This window comes from Corallococcus sp. AB030 (assembly GCF_003668965.1).
GTDB classification, from domain to species: domain Bacteria; phylum Myxococcota; class Myxococcia; order Myxococcales; family Myxococcaceae; genus Corallococcus; species Corallococcus exiguus.
On the sequence record NZ_RAWQ01000040.1, the window covers coordinates 1 to 21,891 of the forward strand.

Annotated in this window: 17 protein-coding genes; 6 read left to right on the forward strand and 11 right to left on the reverse strand. The window is 69.1% G+C overall.

Features of this window, described 5'->3' with window-relative positions; genetic code table 11:
- Positions 1-162: 162 nt before the first annotated feature.
- On the forward strand, positions 163-363 hold the full coding sequence (locus tag D7Y15_RS12890; RefSeq protein ID WP_121752745.1) for a hypothetical protein: 201 nt from the start codon (positions 163-165) through the stop codon (positions 361-363).
- Positions 364-650: 287 nt separating this feature from the next.
- On the opposite strand, the gene D7Y15_RS12895 is transcribed toward D7Y15_RS12890, so the two are convergent.
- From D7Y15_RS12895 to D7Y15_RS12915, 5 genes are read right to left on the reverse strand one after another with little or no spacing between them, the layout of a single operon-like run.
- Positions 651-1,415, reverse strand: coding sequence for a TfuA-like protein (locus tag D7Y15_RS12895; protein WP_121752746.1), 765 nt, complete (start codon positions 1,413-1,415; stop codon positions 651-653).
- The gene (locus D7Y15_RS12900) at positions 1,412-2,641 is read right to left on the reverse strand and encodes a YcaO-like family protein (protein WP_233604926.1); all 1,230 of its coding nucleotides are present in this window, start codon (positions 2,639-2,641) and stop codon (positions 1,412-1,414) included. The genes D7Y15_RS12895 and D7Y15_RS12900 overlap by 4 nt, the downstream gene beginning before the upstream one ends.
- The gene (locus D7Y15_RS44120; RefSeq protein WP_148712753.1) at positions 2,638-3,183 is read right to left on the reverse strand and encodes a hypothetical protein; all 546 of its coding nucleotides are present in this window, start codon (positions 3,181-3,183) and stop codon (positions 2,638-2,640) included. Before D7Y15_RS44120 ends, D7Y15_RS12900 begins: the two co-directional genes overlap by 4 nt.
- Before the next feature lie 32 nt (positions 3,184-3,215).
- Positions 3,216-6,707, reverse strand: a complete 3,492-nt coding sequence (locus tag D7Y15_RS12910; RefSeq protein ID WP_121752749.1) for a serine/threonine-protein kinase PknK — start codon at positions 6,705-6,707, stop codon at positions 3,216-3,218.
- Between the two features lie 10 nt (positions 6,708-6,717).
- Entirely contained in the window at positions 6,718-8,547 is a 1,830-nt protein-coding gene (locus D7Y15_RS12915; protein ID WP_120574287.1) for a sigma 54-interacting transcriptional regulator, read from the reverse strand.
- 242 nt (positions 8,548-8,789) lie between these two features.
- On the opposite strand from D7Y15_RS12915, the gene D7Y15_RS12920 reads away from it, so the two are divergent.
- Positions 8,790-9,881: an erythromycin esterase family protein gene (locus tag D7Y15_RS12920; protein ID WP_233604927.1), complete on the forward strand. Its 1,092-nt coding sequence runs from the start codon at positions 8,790-8,792 to the stop codon at positions 9,879-9,881.
- Between the two features lie 176 nt (positions 9,882-10,057).
- The gene (locus D7Y15_RS12925) at positions 10,058-11,218 is read left to right on the forward strand and encodes a DcaP family trimeric outer membrane transporter (protein ID WP_199745922.1); all 1,161 of its coding nucleotides are present in this window, start codon (positions 10,058-10,060) and stop codon (positions 11,216-11,218) included.
- Positions 11,219-11,221: 3 nt separating this feature from the next.
- On the opposite strand, the gene glsA is transcribed toward D7Y15_RS12925, so the two are convergent.
- Positions 11,222-12,298, reverse strand: a complete 1,077-nt coding sequence (gene glsA / locus D7Y15_RS12930) for a glutaminase A (protein WP_121752751.1) — start codon at positions 12,296-12,298, stop codon at positions 11,222-11,224.
- A gap of 188 nt (positions 12,299-12,486) precedes the next feature.
- Here glsA and D7Y15_RS12935 point away from each other — a divergent pair, with 188 nt between their 5' ends.
- Both D7Y15_RS12935 and D7Y15_RS12940 read left to right on the forward strand, forming a co-directional pair.
- The gene (locus tag D7Y15_RS12935; RefSeq protein ID WP_121752752.1) at positions 12,487-13,560 is read left to right on the forward strand and encodes an amidohydrolase family protein; all 1,074 of its coding nucleotides are present in this window, start codon (positions 12,487-12,489) and stop codon (positions 13,558-13,560) included.
- A gap of 7 nt (positions 13,561-13,567) precedes the next feature.
- On the forward strand, positions 13,568-14,914 hold the full coding sequence (locus D7Y15_RS12940) for a hypothetical protein (protein WP_120574282.1): 1,347 nt from the start codon (positions 13,568-13,570) through the stop codon (positions 14,912-14,914).
- 18 nt (positions 14,915-14,932) lie between these two features.
- Here D7Y15_RS12940 and D7Y15_RS12945 read toward each other — a convergent pair whose 3' ends face one another.
- The 5 genes from D7Y15_RS12945 to D7Y15_RS12965 all read right to left on the reverse strand — a co-directional run bounded on the left by D7Y15_RS12945 (position 14,933) and on the right by D7Y15_RS12965 (position 21,153).
- Positions 14,933-16,075, reverse strand: a complete 1,143-nt coding sequence (locus D7Y15_RS12945) for a hypothetical protein (RefSeq protein WP_120574281.1) — start codon at positions 16,073-16,075, stop codon at positions 14,933-14,935.
- Positions 16,076-16,230: 155 nt separating this feature from the next.
- The gene (locus tag D7Y15_RS12950) at positions 16,231-17,028 is read right to left on the reverse strand and encodes a DUF3014 domain-containing protein (RefSeq protein WP_121752753.1); all 798 of its coding nucleotides are present in this window, start codon (positions 17,026-17,028) and stop codon (positions 16,231-16,233) included.
- Positions 17,029-17,062: 34 nt separating this feature from the next.
- Complete coding sequence (locus D7Y15_RS12955) at positions 17,063-17,587, reverse strand: OmpA family protein (RefSeq protein ID WP_121752764.1); 525 nt, start codon at positions 17,585-17,587, stop codon at positions 17,063-17,065.
- Positions 17,588-17,675: 88 nt separating this feature from the next.
- Complete coding sequence (locus tag D7Y15_RS12960; RefSeq protein WP_120581148.1) at positions 17,676-19,049, reverse strand: sigma-54 dependent transcriptional regulator; 1,374 nt, start codon at positions 19,047-19,049, stop codon at positions 17,676-17,678.
- Positions 19,039-21,153: an ATP-binding protein gene (locus D7Y15_RS12965; RefSeq protein WP_121752765.1), complete on the reverse strand. Its 2,115-nt coding sequence runs from the start codon at positions 21,151-21,153 to the stop codon at positions 19,039-19,041. The genes D7Y15_RS12960 and D7Y15_RS12965 overlap by 11 nt, the downstream gene beginning before the upstream one ends.
- 184 nt (positions 21,154-21,337) lie before the next feature.
- Between D7Y15_RS12965 and D7Y15_RS12970 the strand changes: the two genes are divergently transcribed.
- The gene (locus D7Y15_RS12970) at positions 21,338-21,889 is read left to right on the forward strand and encodes a glutathione peroxidase (protein ID WP_120581150.1); all 552 of its coding nucleotides are present in this window, start codon (positions 21,338-21,340) and stop codon (positions 21,887-21,889) included.
- Positions 21,890-21,891: the final 2 nt, after the last annotated feature.

A 21,891-nucleotide genomic window follows, 5' to 3' on the forward strand; every position in this document is an offset into this window, starting at 1 on the left:
AGGAGCTGAAGTCCACCTACTTCAGCCGCATGCTGACGGCGGACCGTGACGCCTTCTATGATGAGGCCGTTCTCCTGCTGCGCCGCGTCCGCAGGCGCGGCAGGCTCCCCATCTGGGCCAACACCCCCTGAACGGAATTAGTCGGGATGGCTTAGCACGGGCATGGTCGTCGAGATTCGACGGTACGGGCTGGCCGAGCCGCTCACTGAAGTACCAGCGGCAGAGAAGGTCCTCCGTGAGGTCCGTGTCCTCCAATCTTGGGCTCTCCAGACCTCGCTCAGCGAGGATGCGCTGCTTGCGTTCGGCGCGCTCGGCGAGCGCGGCGTAATCGCCGGAGGCGCGGAGATGGCTCGGAAGGCATGAAATGAGTGCGGGCGCGAACGTCTGGTAGGCCCAACGCAGCAAGACCTCCTCCAGCATCAACTCCCAGAAGCCCTCCACGCTGAGCCGCTGTGCCTGCATCCACTCCGCAGTGGCTCTGGCCTCCAGGAGCCCACGCTCGCGCCGGAAGGCTTCTGCCTCCGCCTGGAGCGTCCGCGCGTCCACTGAGCGCTCCCGTCGGCGGGCTTCCCCGAGCACCAGGGCGCGTACGAGCGCCCCCAGCGCGCTGGTTCGAGGGCGCCAGAGACGTGGAGCTCCTCAAGGACAGTCTACAGCGCCGCGTCCAGTTCACCTGAGGCCGGTGCGGCGCCTACCTTCTGGCGGATGTGCTCCCAGGCATCCGTATGGGAGAAGGCGTAGCGCGTTTCCTTCGGAGGAAGCCCCGCCTCCAGCCGTGCGTGCAGGGTGTGCAGCAGCGCGAACGCATCAAGCCGCTTCTGGTCGACACGATGCTCCGTCACGAAGCGGCGGAAGGCCTCAAGCCCGGCCACATCGAGCCCCGTCTCCCGGGCCCGCTGGAAGAGCGCAGGCCAGCTCCGGTCGGCATGGAAGAGGCCCTTGGCAAAGGATTCCAGCGTGCGCCGCGACTCCTCTCCCAGTATCCCCGCGGCCCGTGCGGCCTGGAGCGTCGCGCGGAGGTTGACCATCGCCTCGGAGAACGGCCGGTAGCCGTCCTCGGCGGCGGCGTGCACCACCGCGACCTCGTCATCGTCCTCCAGCGCTCCGCTCGCGAAGGCCTTGAAGATCTCCCCCACGCCCTCCATGCCAAAGGCAGACAGCTCCGCGGCACGCAGCGCGCCCATGCTCGCGGCGCCGAAGACGTGCACCCCCTGCTTCATCGCCCAGAGGATCTCCTTGTGGGACACCGATGGCACCCGCTCGAAGTAGCCGTCGATGAGCCCGATGGCCACGGGCTTGCCGAGCGCCGCCCGGTAGAGGTCCCCCTGCGCCGCTGGCGGGAGATAGGTGGCATCGAGCACGCGCGCGCCTTCACTGGCGGAGAGCGTGGGACCCGCGAAGATGACGACGTTCATGGCGTGTCCTCCGAAAGGCGGCGCCGGGCCCGGGAGCCCGGCACGTAGCCGGGAATGTCGTTGAGCGGTTCGAGTCCCGGCACGATGACCCGCACCACCGGGATGCCAAAGGGCGGCCGGGTCAGGTCCACCGCGATGGCCTCCCGGAGCCCCACCGTCCGCAGGCGCTCAAGCAGGAAGGACAGGTCCTCCTCCAGTGTGTTGGTCAGCATGTCGGGTGCGGAGTGGAATCCATGAACCCCTGGTTCGGCGCGGAGCCGGTCCCGCATCCGCAGGGCGGCCTCGAACTCCGCGTCCGGCCCGTGGGGCGTCAGGTGGCGCACGTCCTCGCGCGAGCCCGTGATGAGGGTGAGCCGGCTCTGGGCCGCCTCCGTGAGCGCGCGGGAGAGGGCCACGCCCCGGCAGGGATGGCAGCCCATTCCCCCCATCGGGCCTATGGGCCGCTGGGGCGAGGGGTCCCCATCCACGATGGTGCAGGAGAACGCCGCCACGCCGACGTCGGAGGTGATGTCCCAGACGCCGAGCTCCACCCCTGCACGCGCGTATTGCCCGAGCAGGGCCTGGCAGCCCGGATCATCCACGGTGCTCAGGTCCACCCGGCGGCGGTCCCGGGCCTCCTGGCTGGAGCAGCGGAAGAGGGTGGCCGCGTCGCGCTCAATGAGCTCGCAGAGCGCATGGTTCACGGCCTCGAGCGGGTGGTTGCCCGAGGCGAGGCCGCTGGAACTCATCAGGAACGAGCCGCTCCCCGAGGGCAGCGGGAGCGTGAAGTCCATGTGGACCATCTCGTAGGGCACCCAGGTGGGGGCCCCGTCGAAGAGGTTCCGGCCCTCCGTCCAGAGCGTGCGGAAGTGACCGTCGAACCGGCTCACGGACAGCGCTGGCAGCCCCATCACGTCCACCATCCGGTGGGTGAACCGCAGCTCGTTGAAGGTGGCGAGCTTGAGGGGAAGGGTGAGGTGCTCGGCGTGATACAGCTCGATGGCCTCCATCAGCCCAGAGGCCCGGGCCGCGGCGAGCGTGGCGCCCTTGCCCTGGGAAACGGAGAGCGAGCGCGCGTTGGGTCGGATGACCATCACCACCGGGATGCCGAGGGTGTCCAGGCCCGTGACGTTGGCGACGCGGGTGATGCCCATCACGGGCAGCAGGCTCCGCACGCGCTCGATTGTTGCCTCGGGCGCGTGGAGCCGGTGCGTGCCCGCGTGGAAGCCCTTGGGCGTCGTCGTCAAGGGTCGAACTTGAAGCTCTTGAGATTCAAGACGTAGCACGTGACATACGGCTCCAATTCAGCCTTGTGCATTAGCACGTTCGGGCCCGTCAGGTTGGCCACGACTGCATTGCATTCAACGAGCTTGTCGAGGGTGGGGTTGCGGTCCAAGTTGTGGGTGCTGCCGTCGGCATAGAAGCGCCATTGTTTGCCATCTGCTCCGATGATGACCACCGAGCCACAGAAGAAGGTCAGAGGCGCGAACTGGTTGGTCACCGGGTCATGCGCCGTGACGTCGACCTGACCGAAGGCCATGCCAGCGACGTCGATGGCATTGTGAGGAGTAGGCGGTGCGGGTGCGGGGGGCGCGAGCTTGGGCTGACTAAAGGTCCATTTGATGTCCCCCTTGGCATTGACCGCCGTCAGTCGCGCGGCGCCGCCAACCTCCATGTGATGCCTGCCGCCAGGAGTCTTGTTCCGGAGGGCGCCATCCGGTTCGCGATCAGGCGAACGGATTACCTCGAACAAGATATTCAATTTTTTGTCTTGTGTCGTCTGGGACATGGCTTTCCTTGTGTCTGGGGTTGTGAGGGTATCTACAGATATCCGGCGCGCTGTGCTGCCTTGAGAATGTACTGAAGGCCCATCCGTGAGACCTCCTCGCGGCCGCTGCTCCAGGCCTTCTGGGCTTCGCGGATGGCGGCGGTGAGCGGTTCGGACAGGTGCTGTTGTGTGGGTTCCACCAGACGTGCCACCCGCCGCGAGGCCTCCTCCAAGCACCCCTCCAGAATGTCCAACTGCATGAGGGGCAACAAGGCCAGCCACTCGAAAGGGTAGACGCGGGAAGTCGTGGCCCAGCACTGGAGTGCAGCCTCGCACTCTGTCCTCGCTTCCCCGGTTCGGCCCTCGCGCAGGGCCACCCATCCGAGGTTGGCCCGGGCCGCGCCGACATAGCTCGTCATGTTCCCGGCCTCGGCGGCCCGCAGGCTCCGCGTCGCGGCCTCTCGCGTCGCTTCGATGGCGCCCTGCCGCCGGTAGATCTGCGGCAGGTAGGCGAGCCCATACGCCTCCATGGCCACGTCCCCCGTGCGCCGGGCCTGTTCCACCGTCAGGGCCAGGCGGGTCGCGGCCTCCTCCAGTGCGCCGTGCCACAGCAGCACGCATGCGAGCACGCACTCCGCCTCGGCGCGCTCCGCGGGGCTGTTCGCGGCTTCGCTGGCCCGCAGGTAGTCCCGGGCGAAGCGCACGGTCTCCTCCGAGACGAGATAGCGCTCCGCGCGCAGGTTGCGCTGGACGCGCACCTGGAAGAAGCGGGCCTGCTGAAGGGGTGTGCCGTGGCGCTCGACCGTGGGCTGGAGGCTCCGGGACAGCTCCTCCATCACGTCCAGCCGTGCCGTCCAGTAGTGCACAGCGAGCTGATCGAGCCGTGCCTGGAGCCACTCGTTCCACCACGCCTCCGCGGCTTCGGAAGGGGTTTCACCCAGGACCTGCTCCGCGGTGAGGTAGGCCGTGAGCGCGGCTTCATGCGCATGCTGCGTTTCCCAGGCCTTGCCCGCCTTGCGATGCAGGCGCGAGAGATCCAGGCGCTTCCCGGAGGCGGTGCCCTCCATGGCGAAGGCATAGGAGGACCGGGCCTCCTCGTGCCGCCCCACCAGGGCGAGCACGTCCCCGAGCGCCTCGTGGAGCAGGACGGCCCGGAGCTGCTCTCCGGCCTGCTGCATCTCGTGGAGAACGGCCTGGTAGAGGCGGATGGCCTCCCCGTTGGCGTACGTGGCCCGCGCCCGCTCCGCCGCGTGGCCCAGGTAGAGGATCGCCTTGTCGTGGAGGCCCGCCTGCGAGAAGTGGTGCCCGAGCTCCGGGAAGAGGTCAGGGACGTCGCGGAAGCGCGACTCCAGCAGGTGCGCCGCGCCCAGGTGGAGCTCGCGCCGCCGCTCCAGGGCCATGCGCCCGTAGGCGATCTCCCGGAACCTGTCGTGGACGAAGCGCAGCCGTCCGGAGGCGGTCTCCTCGATGAGCTGGCGCCTGCGCAGCTCCCCGAGCCCGTCGAGCACCTCCGCCTCCGCGAGCCCGGCCAGCGTGGGCAGCAATGCGCTGTCGAACTCGCGCCCCAGGACCGAGGCGTGCTCCACCAGCGCCCGCCCGGCGTCGCCCACGAGGGACAGGCGGCGCTCGATGAGCGCGGCCAGCGTGTGCGGCAGGAGCAGGTGGCGGGCCCGCCGGTCCGTCGCGGCTCCAGGCCAGCGGAGCTTCCAGGCTCCGTTCCTGTCCCGCACCAGCATCCCTTCGTCGATGGCCGCGCGCAGGTACTCCGCGACGAAGAAGGGGTTGCCGGACGAGCTGTCCGCCAGGAAGTCCACCAGCTCCGCCGGTGACTCGCGCAAGGCCAGCATCCCGGCCACCAGCGTCCCCACGCTCGCCGTGTCGAGCCGGCCGAGCGCAATCCGACGGATCCCCGGCGAGCCCAGGAGCGCCGTGAGCTCCGCGCCGGTCTCCCCCAGGCGGCAGGTGCCCAGGATGAGCAGCCCGGGTTCCCCGCCCCGGTCGGCCAGCGTCTTCAGGAACGCGAGGGAGAGCTCGTCGGCCCATTGCAGGTCGTCGAGGACGAGCAGCACGGGCTGCTCCTCCGTGAGCGCCGCGAACGCCTTGCGCAACGCCTCCAGGATGCGTGGCTGCGCCGCGGCCGGCGGCAGCACCGGGAGCTCCGGCAGGCGCCGCACCCAGGGAAGCTCCGCCAGCGCGGGCTCATAGAGCGCGAGCCACCTGGCGCCGGTGCCCAGGAGCCGCTCCGCCTCCGTGTCGCCCCGCTCGCGGCAGCGGTCCGCGACCCATTGCAGGAGCGGGCGGAAGGGATGGAGCGCGACGGCGATCCGTCCCTGCTCCAGGGATGACATGTCCAGCAGGGCGCACTGCCCGGTCAGCGTCCTCACCTGACGCTGGGAGGCGAGCAGGGCCACCTCCATGGCGAGCCGCGTCTTGCCCACACCGCTCTCACCCTCCAGGAGGATGAGCTGTCCGCGCCGCTCCTGGCGCAGTTGCTCCAGCGCGCTTCCCAGGTCCGCCAGCGGGCCCGCGCGGCCTTCGAGCCCGGGGCGATAGAGATAGCTCCTGGGCCGTGGCGTGCCCTCGCGCTCGTCGCCTTCGACACCCAACGTGTCGAGCACGTGGGCCACGTCCTCGGCGTAGCCGAGCCGGGCCTCCGGGCGCTTCTCGAGGAGCCGGAGCACGAGCCATTCGAGCTCTTCCGGGAGGCCTTCGACGTAGCGCGAGGGGGGCGCGGGCGGTTCGTTCAGGTGCTGGAACACGATGGAGCCGGCCCACGAGCCGATGAACGGCGGGCGGCCCACGAGGCACTCATAGAGGATGCAGCCCAGCGCGTAGAGGTCCGCGCGCGCATCCACCAGTTCGCCCCGTAGCTGCTCCGGCGCCATGTAGGCCACGCTGCCCACGACGCGCCCTTCGGCGGCCAGCTCCTCGCGGCTCGCGGCTCCGCTGAAGGACGCGGCGATGCCCAGGTCCACGAGCACGGGACGTCCGTCCTCGCGGATGAAGATGTTCTCCGGCTTGAGGTCCCGGTGGACGAAGCCCTCACCGTGCAGGTGCGCGAGTGGTGCGCAGAGCCTTCGAAACATGGACAGCCGTGCACGGAGCGCGGGCAGGTCGAACCCGATGCGCTCCCCTGGGGCTGCGGGCGCGGGGAGGGTTTCAGACATCTCGCCCGTCGCGGCGGTTTCAGTGGACGTGGGCAGGCTTGCCCCGGGAATGGCCCCAAGGTGGCTTCGCAGGGTTCCCCCCTCGAAGAGCTCCATCACGTAGTAGGGCAGTCCCTCCGAGAAACCTTCGTCGAGGATGCGCGCGATGCCCGGATGGTTCAGTCGCCGAAGCGCATGGATCTCCCGGCGGATGCCCGCGAGCAAGACTTCCGAGGACGCACGGACCGTCTTGAGGGCCACCGGCACCGCGTGCTCGCGGTGCTCCGCCCGGTACACCACCCCCATCCCGCCACGGCCCAGGATGCGGGTGATCCGATAGTCCCCGAGCATGAAGGGCAGCGCCGTGGAGGGCTCGCCCGGCCTTGAGATGAGAGTCATTGGGAGCGGGCTACGGCTTCTTGAGACCCAGGACCTTCATCCGATAGGACAGGGTCCGCACGGGGATTCCCAGACGCTTCGCCGCCTCGGTCCGGTTCCAGCCCGTCGCGATGAGTGCCTCCTGGACGAGCCGCGCCTCGTAGTCCCGCACCCGCTCGCGAGCCGGGTCCGGGGCTTCTTGCCCGGGCCCGGGCACGGGTGGCGCGGCGGGAGGCCGCGGTGCGCCCGCTGCCTGCACTCGCGCTGGCAGGTCGCTGGGGGTGAGCAGCGCACCCCGTGCGACCACGACGGCGCGTTCGATGGCGTTCTTCAGCTCGCGCACGTTCCCGGGCCAGGAGTAGGCCCGCAGCAGCTCCAGCGTCGCGGGCTCGAAGCCCTGGACCGCGCGGCCGTTGCTCTCGTTGGCGAGCCGCAGGAAGCGGTGCACGAGCGGTTCGATTTCATCCTGCCGCTCTCGCAGCGGGGGAATGGCCAGGATGATGGCGTTGAGCCGGTAGTAGAGGTCCTCCCGGAAGCTCCCGGCGGCCACCATGCTCTCGAGGTCCCGGTGCGTCGCCGCGACGACGCGGACGTCGACGGTGAGCTCCTTGCTGGCCCCCACCCGTGAGAAGGCGCCGGTCTCCAGCACGCGCAGCAGCGCCACCTGCGCCGCGAGCGGCATCTCGCCAATCTCATCGAGGAAGACCGTGCCGCCGTGGGCCTCCTCGAAGACGCCTTGCTTCAAGGTCCCCGCGCCGGTGAAGGCCCCGCGCTCGTGACCGAAGAGCGTGCTTTCGACGAGCTCCTTGGGAATGGCGCCGCAGTTGACGCGCACCATCCGCTGGGAGCGCCGGGGGCCCTGCTCGTGAAGCAAGCGCGCCAGCACCTCCTTCCCCGTGCCTGTTTCCCCATGGAGGATGACCGGGACGCGAGAGGCCGAGACCTGGCGCGCGGTCTCCAGCAGCCCGTGCATGGCAGCGCCCGCGACGAGGTCGCCCTGGGCCACGGTGCCGCTGTCGAACCACGGCGCCGTCGAGGTCAGCTCCACGGGCTTCTCAGGCCCGGCCCGGTTGGCGGCCGCGCGCGCCAGCTCGATGAGCTCCTCCACCGTGCCGGCCGCTCCCGGGAAGAGCGCTACGCCCACCACGAGCTGGGGGCTGGAGTCGCGCGGAAGGGCGGCGATGGCGTGCGCGAGGCGCGTCGCGTCCTCGGGGCCGGTCTCCGGGAGCAGGAACTGCACGGCGTCGCTGCCGTAGGGCGCCATCCGGTCCACCGGGCGCAGCAGGCCGTGCACGTGCTCCAACCAACGGTGGACGTGCTCATCAATCGAAGGCGGCGCACCCTGGCCCCGGGCCCGCGCGGCGCGCACCACGAGCAGGGCGAAGGGGCGGTGGAACTGCCGCGCCCGTGCCGCCTCGTCGTCCACGGCCTGCCGGAAGAGCGCATCTCCCTCCAGTCGGAGCGACTGCCCCGAACGGCCCAGCGCGTGGATCCGCGCGGGCAGCCCGCCGAGCCGGAACTCATCACCGACTTCGAGCGAGGCCGTCTGGATGCGCCTGCCGGCGACCCAGGTGCCATTGGTCGAGTCGAGATCCTCCACGGTGATGCGCTGGTCGGAGAGCAGCAGGCGCGCATGGACGCGCGAGAGCCGCCGGTCGTGGATGCGCAGGCCGGAGGGCTCGTCACGGCCGAGGGTCAAGGGAACGTCGGGCGTCAGCAACCCCAGCTCGGCGCCATGCTCGTGGTGGACGACCACGGCGATCCGCTGCGCGTACCCCGCGACCCGCTCCTCGCCTCCACCGTTCGTGATGGGGTCCGTCTTGGTGACGCCTGTCGCCTGACGTCGCTGCCCTGCGTGCATGGCGAAAGTATAGAGGAGATGGGCGGCCGGGCAGACAGGGGCTGGGTAGACCCACAAGGCCGGCGGCTTGCCCACTGTTTCACTGGGAGAGCGCCTCGGAGCATGCTCCTTCCTGGAGACCCCGAATGAGATACCTGCTGCTCCTGATTCCCTTGCTTTCGAGCTGTGCCTCGTCACCCCGAAGTGAAGCCCCTCGGGTTTCAGACGCCGACCGGATCGTCCGGGAGCTTTGCGGCAAACAGATGGCGCTGCTGGGGGAGGAATCCCACCACGGCAGCGCCAGGACCGTGGCCTTCAAGGTGGAGTTGACCCGCAGGCTGGTGGAGGAATGCCAGTACGACGCCTTCTTCATCGAGACGGGCACCTATGACTTCCTCCGCATCCAGACGCTGCTGAAAGCGGGCCAGCCCGTCAGCGATGACACGCTCGCGGCTGCCATTGGCGGGATGTGGGCCAGTCCGGAGATGGCGCCCCTGATTCCTTTTCTAGCCGAGCGGCTCCGGGCGGGAACCCTCGCGGTCGGTGGGATTGATGATCAGATCAACCGGGGCACCTGGGCGACGAAAGAGATGGCGCGTGAGCTCAGCCCCTTGTTCACCGGCCCGCGGCAGGCGGAGTGCGGAGCGGCGCTCGATCGGCACCTGGCCTGGCGGTATGACGAAACCCACCCGTACACGGCGGAGACCGCGAAGGACCTCCTGGGCTGCGCGAAGGAGCTGGAGTCGGCGCTCTCCAGGCCCGAAGCGCCAGCGACACCCGCGCAGTCGCAGATCGCCCGCAATCTGGTGAGGAACTTCACCCGTGAGGCCGCCGCGCGGGCCCGGAAGCAGGCTCAGCCTGATGGGCCCTGGGACTGGGGTCATGACATCGCGCGAGATCGCTCCATGTTCATGAACCTGGAATGGCTCCTGTCCCAGTCCCCCCAGCCCCGGAAAGCCATTGTCTGGACTGCCACCGTTCATGCCGCGAAGGACATGTCGAGCCTGGAGACGGACGACCGGCAGAGGATTCCCTTCGGGTCCTTTGTCCGTGAGCGGTTCGGGGACCAGTCCTTCGTGCTGGGGTTCTCCGCCAGCTCCGGAAGCCATTCACTCGGCGCCAGCCCCCGCACGTTTGTCCTCGCCCCCGCGACCCCCGATTCGCTGGAGGCCGAGGCGTTCGCGAACCACACCGGAGACACCCGGTATCTGGATGGGCGCCAGCTTCGTGAGCTGGGGCCCAGGGTGGCCCGTCCCCTGACCTATACCTCGTGGATGAAGGCCCCCTGGGCAACGGTCATGGATGGGCTGCTCATCGTCCGGGAGGAAACCCCTTCGCGCCCGGTGGCCCGCTAACGCTCCTCCGTACGACCCGGTTGTGAACGCGGCCCCATTCCTGCTGTCCGCGCGCACGGTTGAATCGGCATGCGCCTGCTTCCAGCTTCGAGCCTCCGGGGGAGGGGGCTCTCATGCGGCTGGGAAGATGGATGGTGGGAGGGCTGTGGGCGTCTTGCTTTTGCGCGCTCCCAGCCATGGCTCAAGAAGAGGAGAAGCCCACCGGGCCGCAGCTGGAGGTCTTCGGCTTCGCGATGACCGACTCGGGCTACAACTTCGGGACCATCAACCAGGATTGGTTTGACGTCTTGCGGCCCACGAAGCTGCCCTCGTTCGACGGTGAGTTCGGCGGCGAGGGACGCGTGTTCTTCGGCGTCCGGCAGAGCCGGCTCGGCATCAAGAGCTTCCTTCCCACCAAACTGGGCGACCTGAAGGTCCACCTGGAAGCGGAGTTGTTTGGGGTCGGTGACGAAGCGGGCCAGACGACGTTCCGGTTGAGACACGCTTTCGGTGAGCTCGGCCAGTTCGGCGCCGGCCAGACGTGGAGCGGGTTCATGGACCCGGACGTCTTCCCCAACTCCATCGAGTACTGGGGACCCAACGGCATGGTGTTCTTCCGCAACGCCCAGATCCGCTGGCGCCCGCTCCAGGGGCCCGCGCACGAGTTGCACCTGTCCCTCGAAAGTCCGGGCGGCTCGGCGGACGTCGACAACTACTCCCAGCGCATCGAGCTGGAGGGCGTCACCTCACGCTTCCCCGCGCCCGACGTGGTGGCCCACTACCGGTACAGCGGCGGCTTCGGTCACGTGCAACTCGCGGGCATCGTGCGGTACCTCCGGTGGGATGACCTGAACGGCGATGCCATCGACCTGGCCGGGGACACCGTGGGGGCGGGCGTCGCCTTGAGCTCGAATCTGAAGCTCCCCTGGAAGAAGGCCGTGCTCCGGCTCCAGGTCGTCTATGGCAAGGCCATTGAGAACTACATGAACGACGCCGGCGCGGACGTCGCCGTCCAGCTGAACCCGGCCGGATCCGCGAAGCCGGTCGAGGGCGTGGGCCTGAAGATGTTGAGCACGGTCGCCTTCCTGGATTTGACCTGGAGCGAGCTGTTCACCAGCACGATTGGCCATTCGTTCGTCAACGTCGTGAACTCGAATGGCCAGGGAGACACCGCGTTCAGCGCTGGCAATTACGCCCTGGCGAACGTGCTGGTCCATCCGACGGAGGACCTCTTCTTCGGTCCGGAGTTCTCGTGGGGACAACGCCGCAACTTCCGGGGCGGCTACATCTACGATGACTTCCGGCTGCAGTTCTCGATGCAGTACTCGTTCGACCACACGTTCAAGAAGGAGAAGTGACGCCTACCGCGGCGAGGGCCGGGCCGCCGGCCGCTTCGCGACGTGGAAGACGTTGCCGCCCAGGTCCTTCACGATGGACTCGATGGCCCGCTGCGAGCGCACGCTGTTGCCCGCTTCGTCCAGAGGAGGAGCGAACGCGGCCACCGCGTACTTGCCGGGTACCACCGCGACGATGCCGCCTCCCACGCCGCTCTTGGCGGGCACGCCCACGTCGTAGGCCCAGGTGCCGGAGTCCTCGTAGAGGCCGGCGGTCATCATCACCGCGAGCGTGTGCGCGGCGACGTCCGGACTCACCACCGTCTTGCCGGTGAGGGGATTGGTGCCGCCCGTGGCGAGGGTTGCGCCCATCGCGGCCAGGTCCTTCACGTTCACCGCCACCGAGCACTGCCGCGTGTAGACGTCGAGCGCCTCCGCCGGACTGCCGGGAATCACTTCATACGCCTTGAGCAGATCCGCGATGGAGCGGTTGCGGGTGTTGGTCTCCGCCTCGGACTTGTAGATCTGCTGGTCCACGGAGAGGTTGCGTCCCGCGAACGCGCTGAGGTTGTTGATGACGCTGTTCCAGCGCGCGTCCGCGTTGGCGGCCTTCAGGTTCCCCACCGTGGCGATGGCGCCCGCGTTCACCAGGGGATTGCCGGTGGGAGGTTCCTCCTGCTGCTTGTTCCGCTCAATCGCCTCGATGGAGTTGAAGGGGAGGCCGGTGGCGTTCACCCCCAGCTTGTCCTCCATCTTCTGGACTCCCATCTCCGACATCAGCCTGGCCGCCGTGAAGGGCTTGGAGATGGATTGGATGGAGAACGCGTGGTCGGTGTCTCCAACGGAGTAGACCTTCCCGTCCACGGTGAGGATGGCGATGCCGAACAGCTTCGGATCGACCTTGGCGAGCGCCGGGATGTAGTCGGCGTTCTTGCCTTCGGTGACGGCCTTGTTCGCTGAATAGGCCCGCTGCATGGCGGACTGGAACTCCGCGTCGGTGGGGAGCCCGGTCGCGGCCTTTTGTGCCGAAGCGCTCGTCGTGATCGTGATGGCGGCGATCGCCGCCAGGAGAACACTCCAGCGACCCTGGTTGCCTGCGAGCATGGGGGCTCCTCCCGTTGTGAATGCCTTTCACGGCGGAACGTAGTTCTCCATCGACGGTAGGACAGCCTTGGGGGAGGGGGCTTCACGGGCGCCCCTCCGCCCGTCAGACATCGCTCATGCACCCGGGGGCGGCTCTCCCTGGAGGGATGGGCATGCATAGCGTGCGGCTCCCTGCCCGGAGGCTGGCGATGGCTCGATGGTGTCCGTGGTTCGCGCTCGGCCTGCTCCTGGCTTCGGACGCCGTGGCGCAGACCCCCAAGCGGTCCTTCCTCTTCAATGACTCCCACGTGCACCTGACCAACTACGTCCAGGAGGGCTGCGACATCCGCCACATGCTGCGCGTGATGGGAGACAAGGTCGGACGGGCCACGCTGTTCGGCATCCCCTTGCAGCAGCAGTGGTCCTACCGGGTGTCTGGGAACGCCGCACCCACCTACTACCTGCAGACGGATGCGCCGCTCTACTACTACTCCTTCACGGATGCGTTCATCGCGAACGCGTACCTGTCCCTGCCGAAGGAACAGCGCGCGCGCTTCGAGCCGATGATCACCGGCTTCAATCCGACGGACATGTACGCGGCGGATCACATCCGGCGGGTGCTCACGGTCTACCCCGGCGTGTTCAGCGGCATTGGCGAGTTCACGATCCACAAGGAGTTCGTCTCCTCGAAGGTCGCGGGCGAGGTCGCCAGCCTGACCGACCCGGCCCTCGACCGCCTCCTGGACTTCGCCGGTGAGGTGGGCCTGGTGGTGCTCCTGCACAACGACCTGGACGCTCCCTTCGCGGAGGAGGGGTCGACGCCGGTCCACCTGGAGCAGATCAAGGCCCTGTTCAAGCGGCATCCGAAGACGACCATCATCTGGGCGCACGTCGGTGTCGGCCGGGTGGTGCGTCCGGTGGAACACCACATCGAGTTGATAGAGGGGATCCTGGCGGACCCGGACCTTCGACACGTGTCCATGGACATCTCCTGGTCCGAGGTCGCCAAGTACGCGGTGGCCACTCCGGAGACAGCACGAAGGGTGGCGGAGACGATCAACCGGTATCCGGAGCGCTTCCTCTTCGGCACCGATGAGGTCTCGCCCGAGACCCAGTCCAAGTATCTGCGCGTCTACACGCAGTATGCGCCCATGCTGGAGCTGCTGACCCCGGAGGCCCGCGCGAAGCTGCTCCAAGGAAACTTCGCGCGGCTCTTCGACGCGGCCCGGCTCAAGGTCCGCGCGTGGGAGCGCTCTCAACGACCCCCCGCTGCTTCTCCCTGAGCGCGCCATGTCCCCGCACTTCCGTCGACGCTGTCTCGCGACCCTGCTGGCGCTGCTCGCCGGTGCGCTGGCGCTTCTTCCCTTGCGCGCCATGGCCCAGGATGATGCCGCGGTCACTCCTCCGGCGGACACGACCCCCGTGGATGACCAGGACCTGGAGCCCGCGGAGAACACCGTCGCTGGCGAGTTCACGCCGGCCCGGGGCTTTCAACTGCTGAAGACCGACTGGGGCAGCCTGAACATCAGCCTCTATGGGTTGGTGCGCTATGTGAATCAACTCCCGGGGAATCAGATCTTCATCGACCATCTGGGACGCGAGCACGAGGTCAAGACCCGCAACGACATCAACTGGCACCGCACGATGATCTGGTTCTCGGGCTTCGCGCTGCATCCGCGCCTGAGCTACACGGTGACCGTCTGGTCGCTGCCCACCACGCAGCAGACGCTGGCCTTCGGCAACCTGCAGTTCAAGTTCAACAAGGCCCTCACGCTGGGCGCCGGAATCGGCCCCACGCTCACCTCGCGTTCGATGCAGGGCTCCCATCCGTTCTGGGCTTCCAGCGACCGGCAGATGGGCGAGGAGTTCTTTCGCGGCGGGTTCTCCTCCGCGGTGTGGCTGAAGGGCGAGCCCCTCTCACGGTTCTTCTACACGGTCTCCTTGAACACGAACCTGAGCCAGCTGGGCATCACCGCCACCAATGACTCGCGCGACCTGGCCTACAGCGCTTCCATTTCGTGGATGCCCACCACCGGCGAGTATGGCCTGCGGGGGGGCCTGGCGGACTTCGAGGAGCACCCGCGGGTGGCGACGCGCTTCGGAATCTCCGCCGCGCATGCGCGGGAGGACCGGGCGAACCAGCTGGGCTCACCTCCCAACGAGACGCAGATCCGCCTCTCCGATGGGCTGCTGGCTTTCGAGGAGGGCGCGCTCGCGGATGGCGTGACGGTCCAGAAGCTCAACTACCAGGTGCTGGCTTTCGACGTCGGGGCGAAGTACCGGGGCTTCACGTTCCAGGGGGAGTACTTCTTCCGGCGGCTCTCGAACTTCCTGGCCACCGGGCCATTGCCGCAGGACTCCATCTTCGACCAGGGCTTCTTCGCCCAGGCCATGTACATGGTCGTCCCGAAATACGTGGGCGTGTACTCCTCCGGCTCGCTGGTGTTCGATGAGTTCGACCGCAGGCCCTGGGAGCTGTCGGGCGGCGTCAGCGTGTTTCCCATGGCCGCGCGCAGTTGGCGGTTGAACCTGCACTTCATCTACGTCCAGCGCAGCCCCACCGGGTCCAGCTTCGGCTTCTATACCGCTGGGCAGACGGGGCCGACCCTCTCGGTGGGCACCGACATCCTGCTCTGACGACGGTGCGTCGCGGCGTCAGAGAATGCTCTTACCGAGCTCCAGCATCACCTCGATGAAGCGCCGGTCGGCGAGGAGCAGGGGCACCATGGGGGCCATGGCCGCGGCGACGACGGCCAGCGCGGCGCGGATGTCCACCGGGAACCAGCGCATGCCGCGCGCCGTGGTGAAGGACGTATTCAGGTCTGTTTGTGAGGAGAACTCGGGCGCGCCCAGCGGGTTCAGCCCCTCCGGTAGCTCGCGGTGGAACCACCGCTGCTCGAAACGCCGCGAGTGCCAGGCCGCCACGCCCGAGTAGGCATGGTCCCCCCTTCGCTTCGCCAGCAGGAGCTGACGGAAGAAGAACATCAGCGGCGAGAAGACGACGGTAAGGCAGATGATCGAGAAGGCGGCCAGGTGAATGGCGTAGCCGGTGAAGTTCGCGGTGGAGGCGTGCGCCAGACGCTGCGCGGTGAGCGTGGCGGACAACGCGAGGACGATGACCGAGAAGCTTGCCTGGCAGGTGCCCAGGAAGCCCATTCCGCCCGCCGAGTCCGGATGGGTGGGCACGAGCGAGAGCGGCAGCCTGGAGACCTTGAACAGGAAGATCGCCCACAGGATCCCCCGCCACAGCCAGCGAAGGAGCACGAACCGGATGATCGGCATGCTCACCGCGAGGTACCACCACCCGGCCGGGGTGAGCGGGCCCCCGGGCTCCGCATGGAGCCAGTCCGGACGGTTCGGCAGGTAGGGCACGTGCAAGAAGGACGGGGCGAAGGAGACGACCAGCAACCCGGCCTCGATGACGCCGCTTCGCCGCCCCCGCGCCGCGTCGCGAGCAATGGCCTCGTAGCGGGGCAGGTGCTTCGCATCAATCAGCTCCGCGATGACGAAATGGCGCACGGCCGCCGCGAGGCGCCTGTCGATGTATCCATCGGCCGCGATGAGCAGCGGCAGGGACACCAGGAACTCGACATGGGTCGCCACGTTGCGCAGGAAGGCGTGTGCCAGCGGCCCGCCCTCCAGGAGAGACAGGACGAGGAGCGGCAGCCAGCTCACCAGCATCAGGCTGGCGACGCGCACGGGCATCGAGACCCGGTCGAGACGGGGGAAGCGGTGCCGCCGGTCGAGTGATGTTCCCTGGACCAGCGAGAAGTCGAGCAGCGAGGCGGGGACGTCCATGGCAATCCAAAAGCTGTGCCGTGGGTGCGTCTCCTGCCAGTCGGCGAAGCAACCAGGCCGTGCGAAGGCAGGTCACCCGCCTCGCTGACGCGGGCATGCAGCCGTTCATCCGTTTCCGTCCTGGCCAGGCCGCCTTCGCCTTTGTCCGGCGACGGCTACGGCCTGCGGGCCTGCTCTTGCGACGGCAGGCCCAGGGCGGCCGCCAGTTCGGTGAGCTTCGCCTGCACCTTGCGCATGTTCTCCGGTCCCATGCGCAGCAGGTGCTTCTCCGCCGCACCCAGCGCTTCCAGGTTCGGATCCGCGTAGACGTAGAGCGCGCCCTTCGTCGTGAGCTCCGGAGGCGTCTTGGGGACGGAGACCCGGGTGAGACGCCCGATGGCCTGCGACAGGGTCGCATCCAGGCTCCGGCCCGGCGGGGCCAGCTCCGCGTGGGCGGCGTCCAGCAGCGGCTTGAGCTCCTGATACACCTGTCCCGCCTTCTTCGCGTCCAGCGAGGTGATGACGCGGGCCACGCCGTCGTAACGGGTATGGCTTTCCGGCGCCGTCACCGTGTGGCCATGACGCTTTGTCACGCGGAAGGTCCCGGCGGGCGCCATGAAGGACAGCGGCATGCGCGGGCTCTGGCCTTCGGCGACAAGGTTCACGGACGCGGCGAAGCGGCGGGCCAGGTCCTCGGAGGACAGCCAGCGCGCATAGTCCGCGTCGCTGGAGAGTCCCTTCAACAGCTCCCTCACGCGAGCGTCGGTGCCGGAGAGCTGCACCGCCGGGGGCGGAGGCGGTGCCGGAGGCGTGGGCTCGGCGATTGTCGGCGTGGGGGCGGGAGGCGGCTCCGACGTGCGCAGGAAGAAGTAGCTCGAACCGCCCAGGAGCGCCACGACGGCGGCGATGCCCAGGGGCCAGCGCAGGGTACGGATGACAGACGGCGGGAGGGGGGCGTTTTCGCTGGAGCTCATGTGAGTGGGGTCGCGGTGAGGGTTCGAAAAAGGCTTACAGATCGCCGGCGCGGGCCTGTTCGGCCAGGCGGAAGGAGAACTCCGCGCGGCGGTTCTTCTCCGGGGCGTTCGCGTCCGCGGGCCGCTCTTCTCCGTAGGAGATGACGGAGATGCGCCCGGGCTCGACGCCCAGGTTCACCAAGTAGGCGCGCACGCTGGCGGCGCGGCGCTGGCCCAGCGCGATGTTGTATTCCGTCGTGCCCAGCTCGCAGGTGTGACCCGCCACCGTCACCTTCGCGAGGCCTCGCTGACGCAGGGCCTGGGCGATGCGCGACAGCTCGTCGGTGGCCTCCGACGGGAGCATGGAGGAGTCGAGCGGGAAGTAGATGGGCGAGGCGTTGAGCGCCGCGAGCGCCTGCTCCGCGTCGTCGGGCGTGGGCCGCGCCGCGTTGCCACGGTCGCTGGCGGTGGGGGCCGGCGGGTGCGTCGCCGCGTCGGCGGTGCTCGTGTTGGCCGCGCGCCTCGCGCAACCGGTGAGGCCAATCACTGACAGCAGGAGGACCAGGTGGGTTCGGTTCATGCCCTGATACATGAGCAAGGGCTGTGCCGCGGTCCTTCCGTCTGGAGTCTCGCGCGCGGTGGCGCGATGACTCGCAAAGCGCGTCGTTCTAGCGTTGCGAAACGCCGCTGTCGGTCTTCTCCCTGCGGTGGATGGTGGAGACATCAATCCCCAACAGCTCCGCGGCGCGCGTCTTGTTGCCTCCACAGCGGGCAACCACCCACGCGATGTATTCACCCTCCAGCTGTCTCAGCGGCACCACCTGTCCGTGGGCCGAGGCCAGGGGGTGGACCTCCGGCGCGGCCTCCGAGGTGTGCAGGCGCAGCTGGGCCAGGTCCACGGTGGGCTGCGCTCCCAGGACGACCAGGCGCTCCACCAGGTTCTCCATCTCCCGCACGTTTCCGGGCCAGGGCATGCGCGCGAGCGTGGCCACGACCTCCGGGGCCAGGGCGGTGACGGAGGAGCGCGGATTGCGGGCGCGGGCCTGCGCCACGAAGTGCTCCGCGAGGTTCGGGATGTCCTCCGTGCGCTCGCGCAGCGGCGGCACCCGGAGTGAGACGACGTTGAGCCGGTAGTAGAGGTCCGCCCGGAAGCGGCCTTCCTTCACCCGCGCGTCCAGGTCCTGATGCGTGGCGGCCAGGATGCGCACGTCCACGCGGCGCGAGCCATCCGCGCCCACTGCGCGCACCTCGCCGTCCTGGAGGACGCGCAGCAGCTTCGCCTGGAGCTCCGGGGGCATGTCCCCGATTTCGTCGAGGAAGAGCGTGCCTCCGTCCGCCTCCACGAAGAGGCCCCGGCGCGTGGTGGTGGCGCCGCTGAAGGCGCCCTTGATGTGGCCGAACAGCTCGCTCTCCAGCAGGGCGTGGGGCAGGGCGGTGCAGTTGACCGCCACGAAGGGCGCCTGGCTCCGGGGCCCTTCGGAGTGGAGCGCCCTGGCGACCAGCTCCTTGCCGCTGCCGCTCTCGCCCCGGATGAGCACCGGCGCCTCCGAGGCCGCCACGCGGTCGATGAGCTCGTAGAGCGTCCGCATGGGCACGCTGTGTCCCAGGAGCGAGCCCAGGCCGCCGCGCTGGGCCACCTGGCGCTTGAGGTCGCGGTGCTCGGTCCTCAGGCGCCGGGACTCCAGCGCGCGCCCGACGTGGAGCAGCACCTCGTCCAGGCGGAAGGGCTTGGTGAGGTAGTGGTAGGCGCCGCGCTTCATCGCCTCCACGGCGCTCTCCACCGCGCCGAAGGCCGTCATCAGGAGCACCGGGAGCTCCGGGTCGTGCCGGCGCGCCGCCGCGAGCACGTCCAGTCCGTCCACCTCTTCCATGCGCAGGTCGCACAGGACGACGTCGTAGACGCGGGCCCTCAGCTGGGCGATGGCGTCCGCGCCCCCCGTGGACAGGTCCACGCGGTAGCCCGCGTCCGTGAGGGGCTCCTTCAACATCTGTCCCATCTCCTCGTGGTCATCCACCACGAGGATGCGCGCACTAGACGGCATGCCGTTCCTCCCAGCCGGGCGCGGCGGCCACCGGCCACCGCAGCGTGAAGACGGTGCCCCGGCCGGGCTCGCTTTCGACCCCCACCTGGCCACCGTGGTTGCGGACGATCTGCGCCACCACGCTGAGGCCCAGGCCCGTGCCCTGGCCCCGCTTCTTGGTGGTGAAGAAGGGGTCGAACACCTGGTGCAGGTGCTCCGGCGCGATGCCCCGGCCATCGTCCTGGACGCGGATCTCCACCGCCGGGGTGTCTCCCGCCATGCACGTCGTGGCGCTCAGCCGCACGTGGCCTCCGGGGCTGCAAGCGTCACAGGCGTTGAGGGCGAGGTTGAGGAGCACCTGCTGGAGTTGATCCGCGTCCGCCGCGAGGCTGGGCAGCCGCTCGGGCACGTCCAGCTCGAAGTGGACGTGCCGCCTTTCGGCCTCCACGTCGAGCAGCTCCTGGAGGCCCCGCACGAGCGGCGCCAGGGGGACGACGCCGGCTCGCGCGGGCTGCAGGCGCGACAGGTCCAGGAGCTGGCGGATGATGCGGCTCACCCGGTCGATCTGCGTGACGATGGCGTTGAGGCCCCGGCCCTGCGGGTGCTCCACGCCGCCCACCTTCTGGAGCATGTATTCGGCGTGGCCCCGGATGATGCCCAGCGGCGTGCCGATTTCATGGGCCACGCCCGCGGCGAGCACGCCCACCGTGGCCAGCTTCTCCGCGCGCAGGAGTTGGTCCTCCAGCATGCGCACGTTGCTCAGGTCCTCCAGCACCAGCAGCGTGCTCGCCTCTCCGTCGCCGTGCTCCAGCGGGACGGCGTGGACGTTGAACTGGTCCTTGTCGTTGAAGAGGCTGAGCGGTTCGCCGTGCAGGCTGTGCACGGCGCCCTTGTCCCGCGCGGCCAGCACCATCGCCGTCAGCCGCTGCACCGCGGCCATGGGCGCGGTGGGGAAGGCCTCCGGGAGGGTGCTCCCCACGGCGGTGGCCGGCAGGCGCGCGCGCAAGGCCTGGTTCACGGCGCTGATGCGGCCTTCGCGGTCCAGGGCCAGGATGCCCGTGGGGATGTGGTCGAGGATCTTCTGTGTCTTCTCGTGCAGGTGCGCGAACTTCGCGGCGTGGCGAAGGCTCTCCTGGAGCGCCACCTCCCGGCGGTTGGCGAGCACCACGTAGGTCCCGAACGCGACCAGGAACACCGCCACGAGGAGCGCGGCCAATGACAGGCGCAGCACCAGGGTGCGCTCGTGGGCGCGCAGGGCGCTGGTGGAGGAGAGCGTGGCCACGGACCAGGAGGCCTCGCCTCGCATGCGCAGGGGACGGAACGTGGCCACCGCGTCCGCGGACCCCAGGCCCAGGCGCGAGGCCTCCGCCTCGTTGATCCGCAGTGACCCGGACGCGCCCGCGCGCATCCGCGCCACCAGGGTGCGCAGGCCCGGCACGAGCTTCCCCTCGGTTTCCCCCAGCCGCCGGTGCCAGGACGCGAGCGCCGGGTCGCTCATGGGCGCGGGCGTGCCGTGGGCGCCCAGGAGGAGCAGCCGCGTGTTCTCCTCCACCGTCACCATGCGCAGCGGCGCGAAGATGGGTTCGGTGTCCACGAGGATGGCGACGACGCCTCCGCCCCCGGGCGTGTCGGAGTCGATGCGGATGGCGAAGACGCGCATCCACCCAGAGGACGCACCTTCGATGGGGGGCGAGGGGATGACGTGCCCCACCGGGGCCGTGAGCGCCTGCCGCGCGGTGTCCTCGATCGCCGGGGGGTGGACGGCCTCCCTCGGCAGGTGGCGCGACTTGTGGTCGACCAGGAAGAGCCGCTCCTCGCCATCCGGGCCCAGCACGGCGATGGCCCGGTACTGGCCCACGGACTCCAACAGGGCACGCAGCTCGTTGTGATGGTCTCCGGCGGAGCCGGGCTGGGCGAGCAGCTCGCTCGCGAAGCGCAGGTTGTCCCCCAGGTCCTCCAGCGACCGGGCGACGCCACTGGCGGCCTCCTCCAACTGGGCCTGCCGGTCGCGCCCGAACTGCTCCACGAGCGCCTGCCGGTCGCGCTGGATGAACCACACGGCTCCGCCCGCCACGCTGGCCAGGGCAACGAGCAGGAGGACGAGGGGGGCGAGGAGGCGGTGCATGGAGTGCGAGGGAGTCCACACAACGCAAGGCTCGGGCCAGCCGTTCCCTCCAGGGGCCGGCGCCTTGCATCGCGCCGCGACCGCCGCAAATCACCACACCGGGGCTGGCACTTTGCCGGACCTGCCCGGGGCCACCCCCTGGCGGGCCTGGGCTAGAGTGGCCGCCCCCTCAGAAGGAGTGAACATGAGCCAGAACCTCTACGACATCCCCCTCAAAGGCATCGACGGCGCTCCCCGGACGCTCGGTCAGCACAAGGGCAAGGTCCTGCTGGTGGTGAACGTCGCCTCCAAGTGTGGCCTGACGCCCCAGTACGAAAGCCTGCAGAAGCTCTACGCGAGCCGCCAGGGACAGGGCCTGGAGGTGCTGGGCTTCCCCGCGAACAACTTCAATGGGCAGGAGCCGGGCAGCGAGGCGGAGATCCAGCAGTTCTGCACCTTGAAGTACGACGTGACCTTCCCGCTGTACTCGAAGATCTCCGTGGTGGGGAAGGACAAGCACCCGCTCTACCACGCGCTGACGGGCGCCATCCCGGATGCCACGGGCGACGGGCCCATGCGCGCGAACCTCAAGGGCTACGGCATCAAAGCCAACCCGAAGCCGGAGGTGCAGTGGAACTTCGAGAAGTTCCTCATCGGCCGGGATGGCCGCGTCGTGGGCCGCTTCGCCCCGGATGTGACGGCGGAGGATCCGCGCCTGGTCCAGGCCATTGACGCGGCGCTGGCGAAGCCGGCCTGAGG

Excerpts from the sequence above, each read along its gene's own strand:
- D7Y15_RS12890 (WP_121752745.1), top strand. The coding sequence starts at position 163 with ATGGTCGTCGAGATTCGACGGTACGGGCTGGCCGAGCCGCTCACTGAA.
- D7Y15_RS12895 (WP_121752746.1), bottom strand. The coding sequence starts at position 1,415 with ATGAACGTCGTCATCTTCGCGGGTCCCACGCTCTCCGCCAGTGAAGGC.
- D7Y15_RS44120 (WP_148712753.1), bottom strand. The coding sequence starts at position 3,183 with ATGTCCCAGACGACACAAGACAAAAAATTGAATATCTTGTTCGAGGTA.
- D7Y15_RS12910 (WP_121752749.1), bottom strand. The coding sequence starts at position 6,707 with ATGACTCTCATCTCAAGGCCGGGCGAGCCCTCCACGGCGCTGCCCTTC.
- D7Y15_RS12915 (WP_120574287.1), bottom strand. The coding sequence starts at position 8,547 with ATGCACGCAGGGCAGCGACGTCAGGCGACAGGCGTCACCAAGACGGAC.
- D7Y15_RS12920 (WP_233604927.1), top strand. The coding sequence starts at position 8,790 with ATGGCGCTGCTGGGGGAGGAATCCCACCACGGCAGCGCCAGGACCGTG.
- D7Y15_RS12925 (WP_199745922.1), top strand. The coding sequence starts at position 10,058 with ATGGCTCAAGAAGAGGAGAAGCCCACCGGGCCGCAGCTGGAGGTCTTC.
- glsA (WP_121752751.1), bottom strand. The coding sequence starts at position 12,298 with ATGCTCGCAGGCAACCAGGGTCGCTGGAGTGTTCTCCTGGCGGCGATC.
- D7Y15_RS12935 (WP_121752752.1), top strand. The coding sequence starts at position 12,487 with ATGGCTCGATGGTGTCCGTGGTTCGCGCTCGGCCTGCTCCTGGCTTCG.
- D7Y15_RS12940 (WP_120574282.1), top strand. The coding sequence starts at position 13,568 with ATGTCCCCGCACTTCCGTCGACGCTGTCTCGCGACCCTGCTGGCGCTG.
- D7Y15_RS12945 (WP_120574281.1), bottom strand. The coding sequence starts at position 16,075 with ATGGACGTCCCCGCCTCGCTGCTCGACTTCTCGCTGGTCCAGGGAACA.
- D7Y15_RS12950 (WP_121752753.1), bottom strand. The coding sequence starts at position 17,028 with ATGAGCTCCAGCGAAAACGCCCCCCTCCCGCCGTCTGTCATCCGTACC.
- D7Y15_RS12955 (WP_121752764.1), bottom strand. The coding sequence starts at position 17,587 with ATGAACCGAACCCACCTGGTCCTCCTGCTGTCAGTGATTGGCCTCACC.
- D7Y15_RS12960 (WP_120581148.1), bottom strand. The coding sequence starts at position 19,049 with ATGCCGTCTAGTGCGCGCATCCTCGTGGTGGATGACCACGAGGAGATG.
- D7Y15_RS12965 (WP_121752765.1), bottom strand. The coding sequence starts at position 21,153 with ATGCACCGCCTCCTCGCCCCCCTCGTCCTCCTGCTCGTTGCCCTGGCC.
- D7Y15_RS12970 (WP_120581150.1), top strand. The coding sequence starts at position 21,338 with ATGAGCCAGAACCTCTACGACATCCCCCTCAAAGGCATCGACGGCGCT.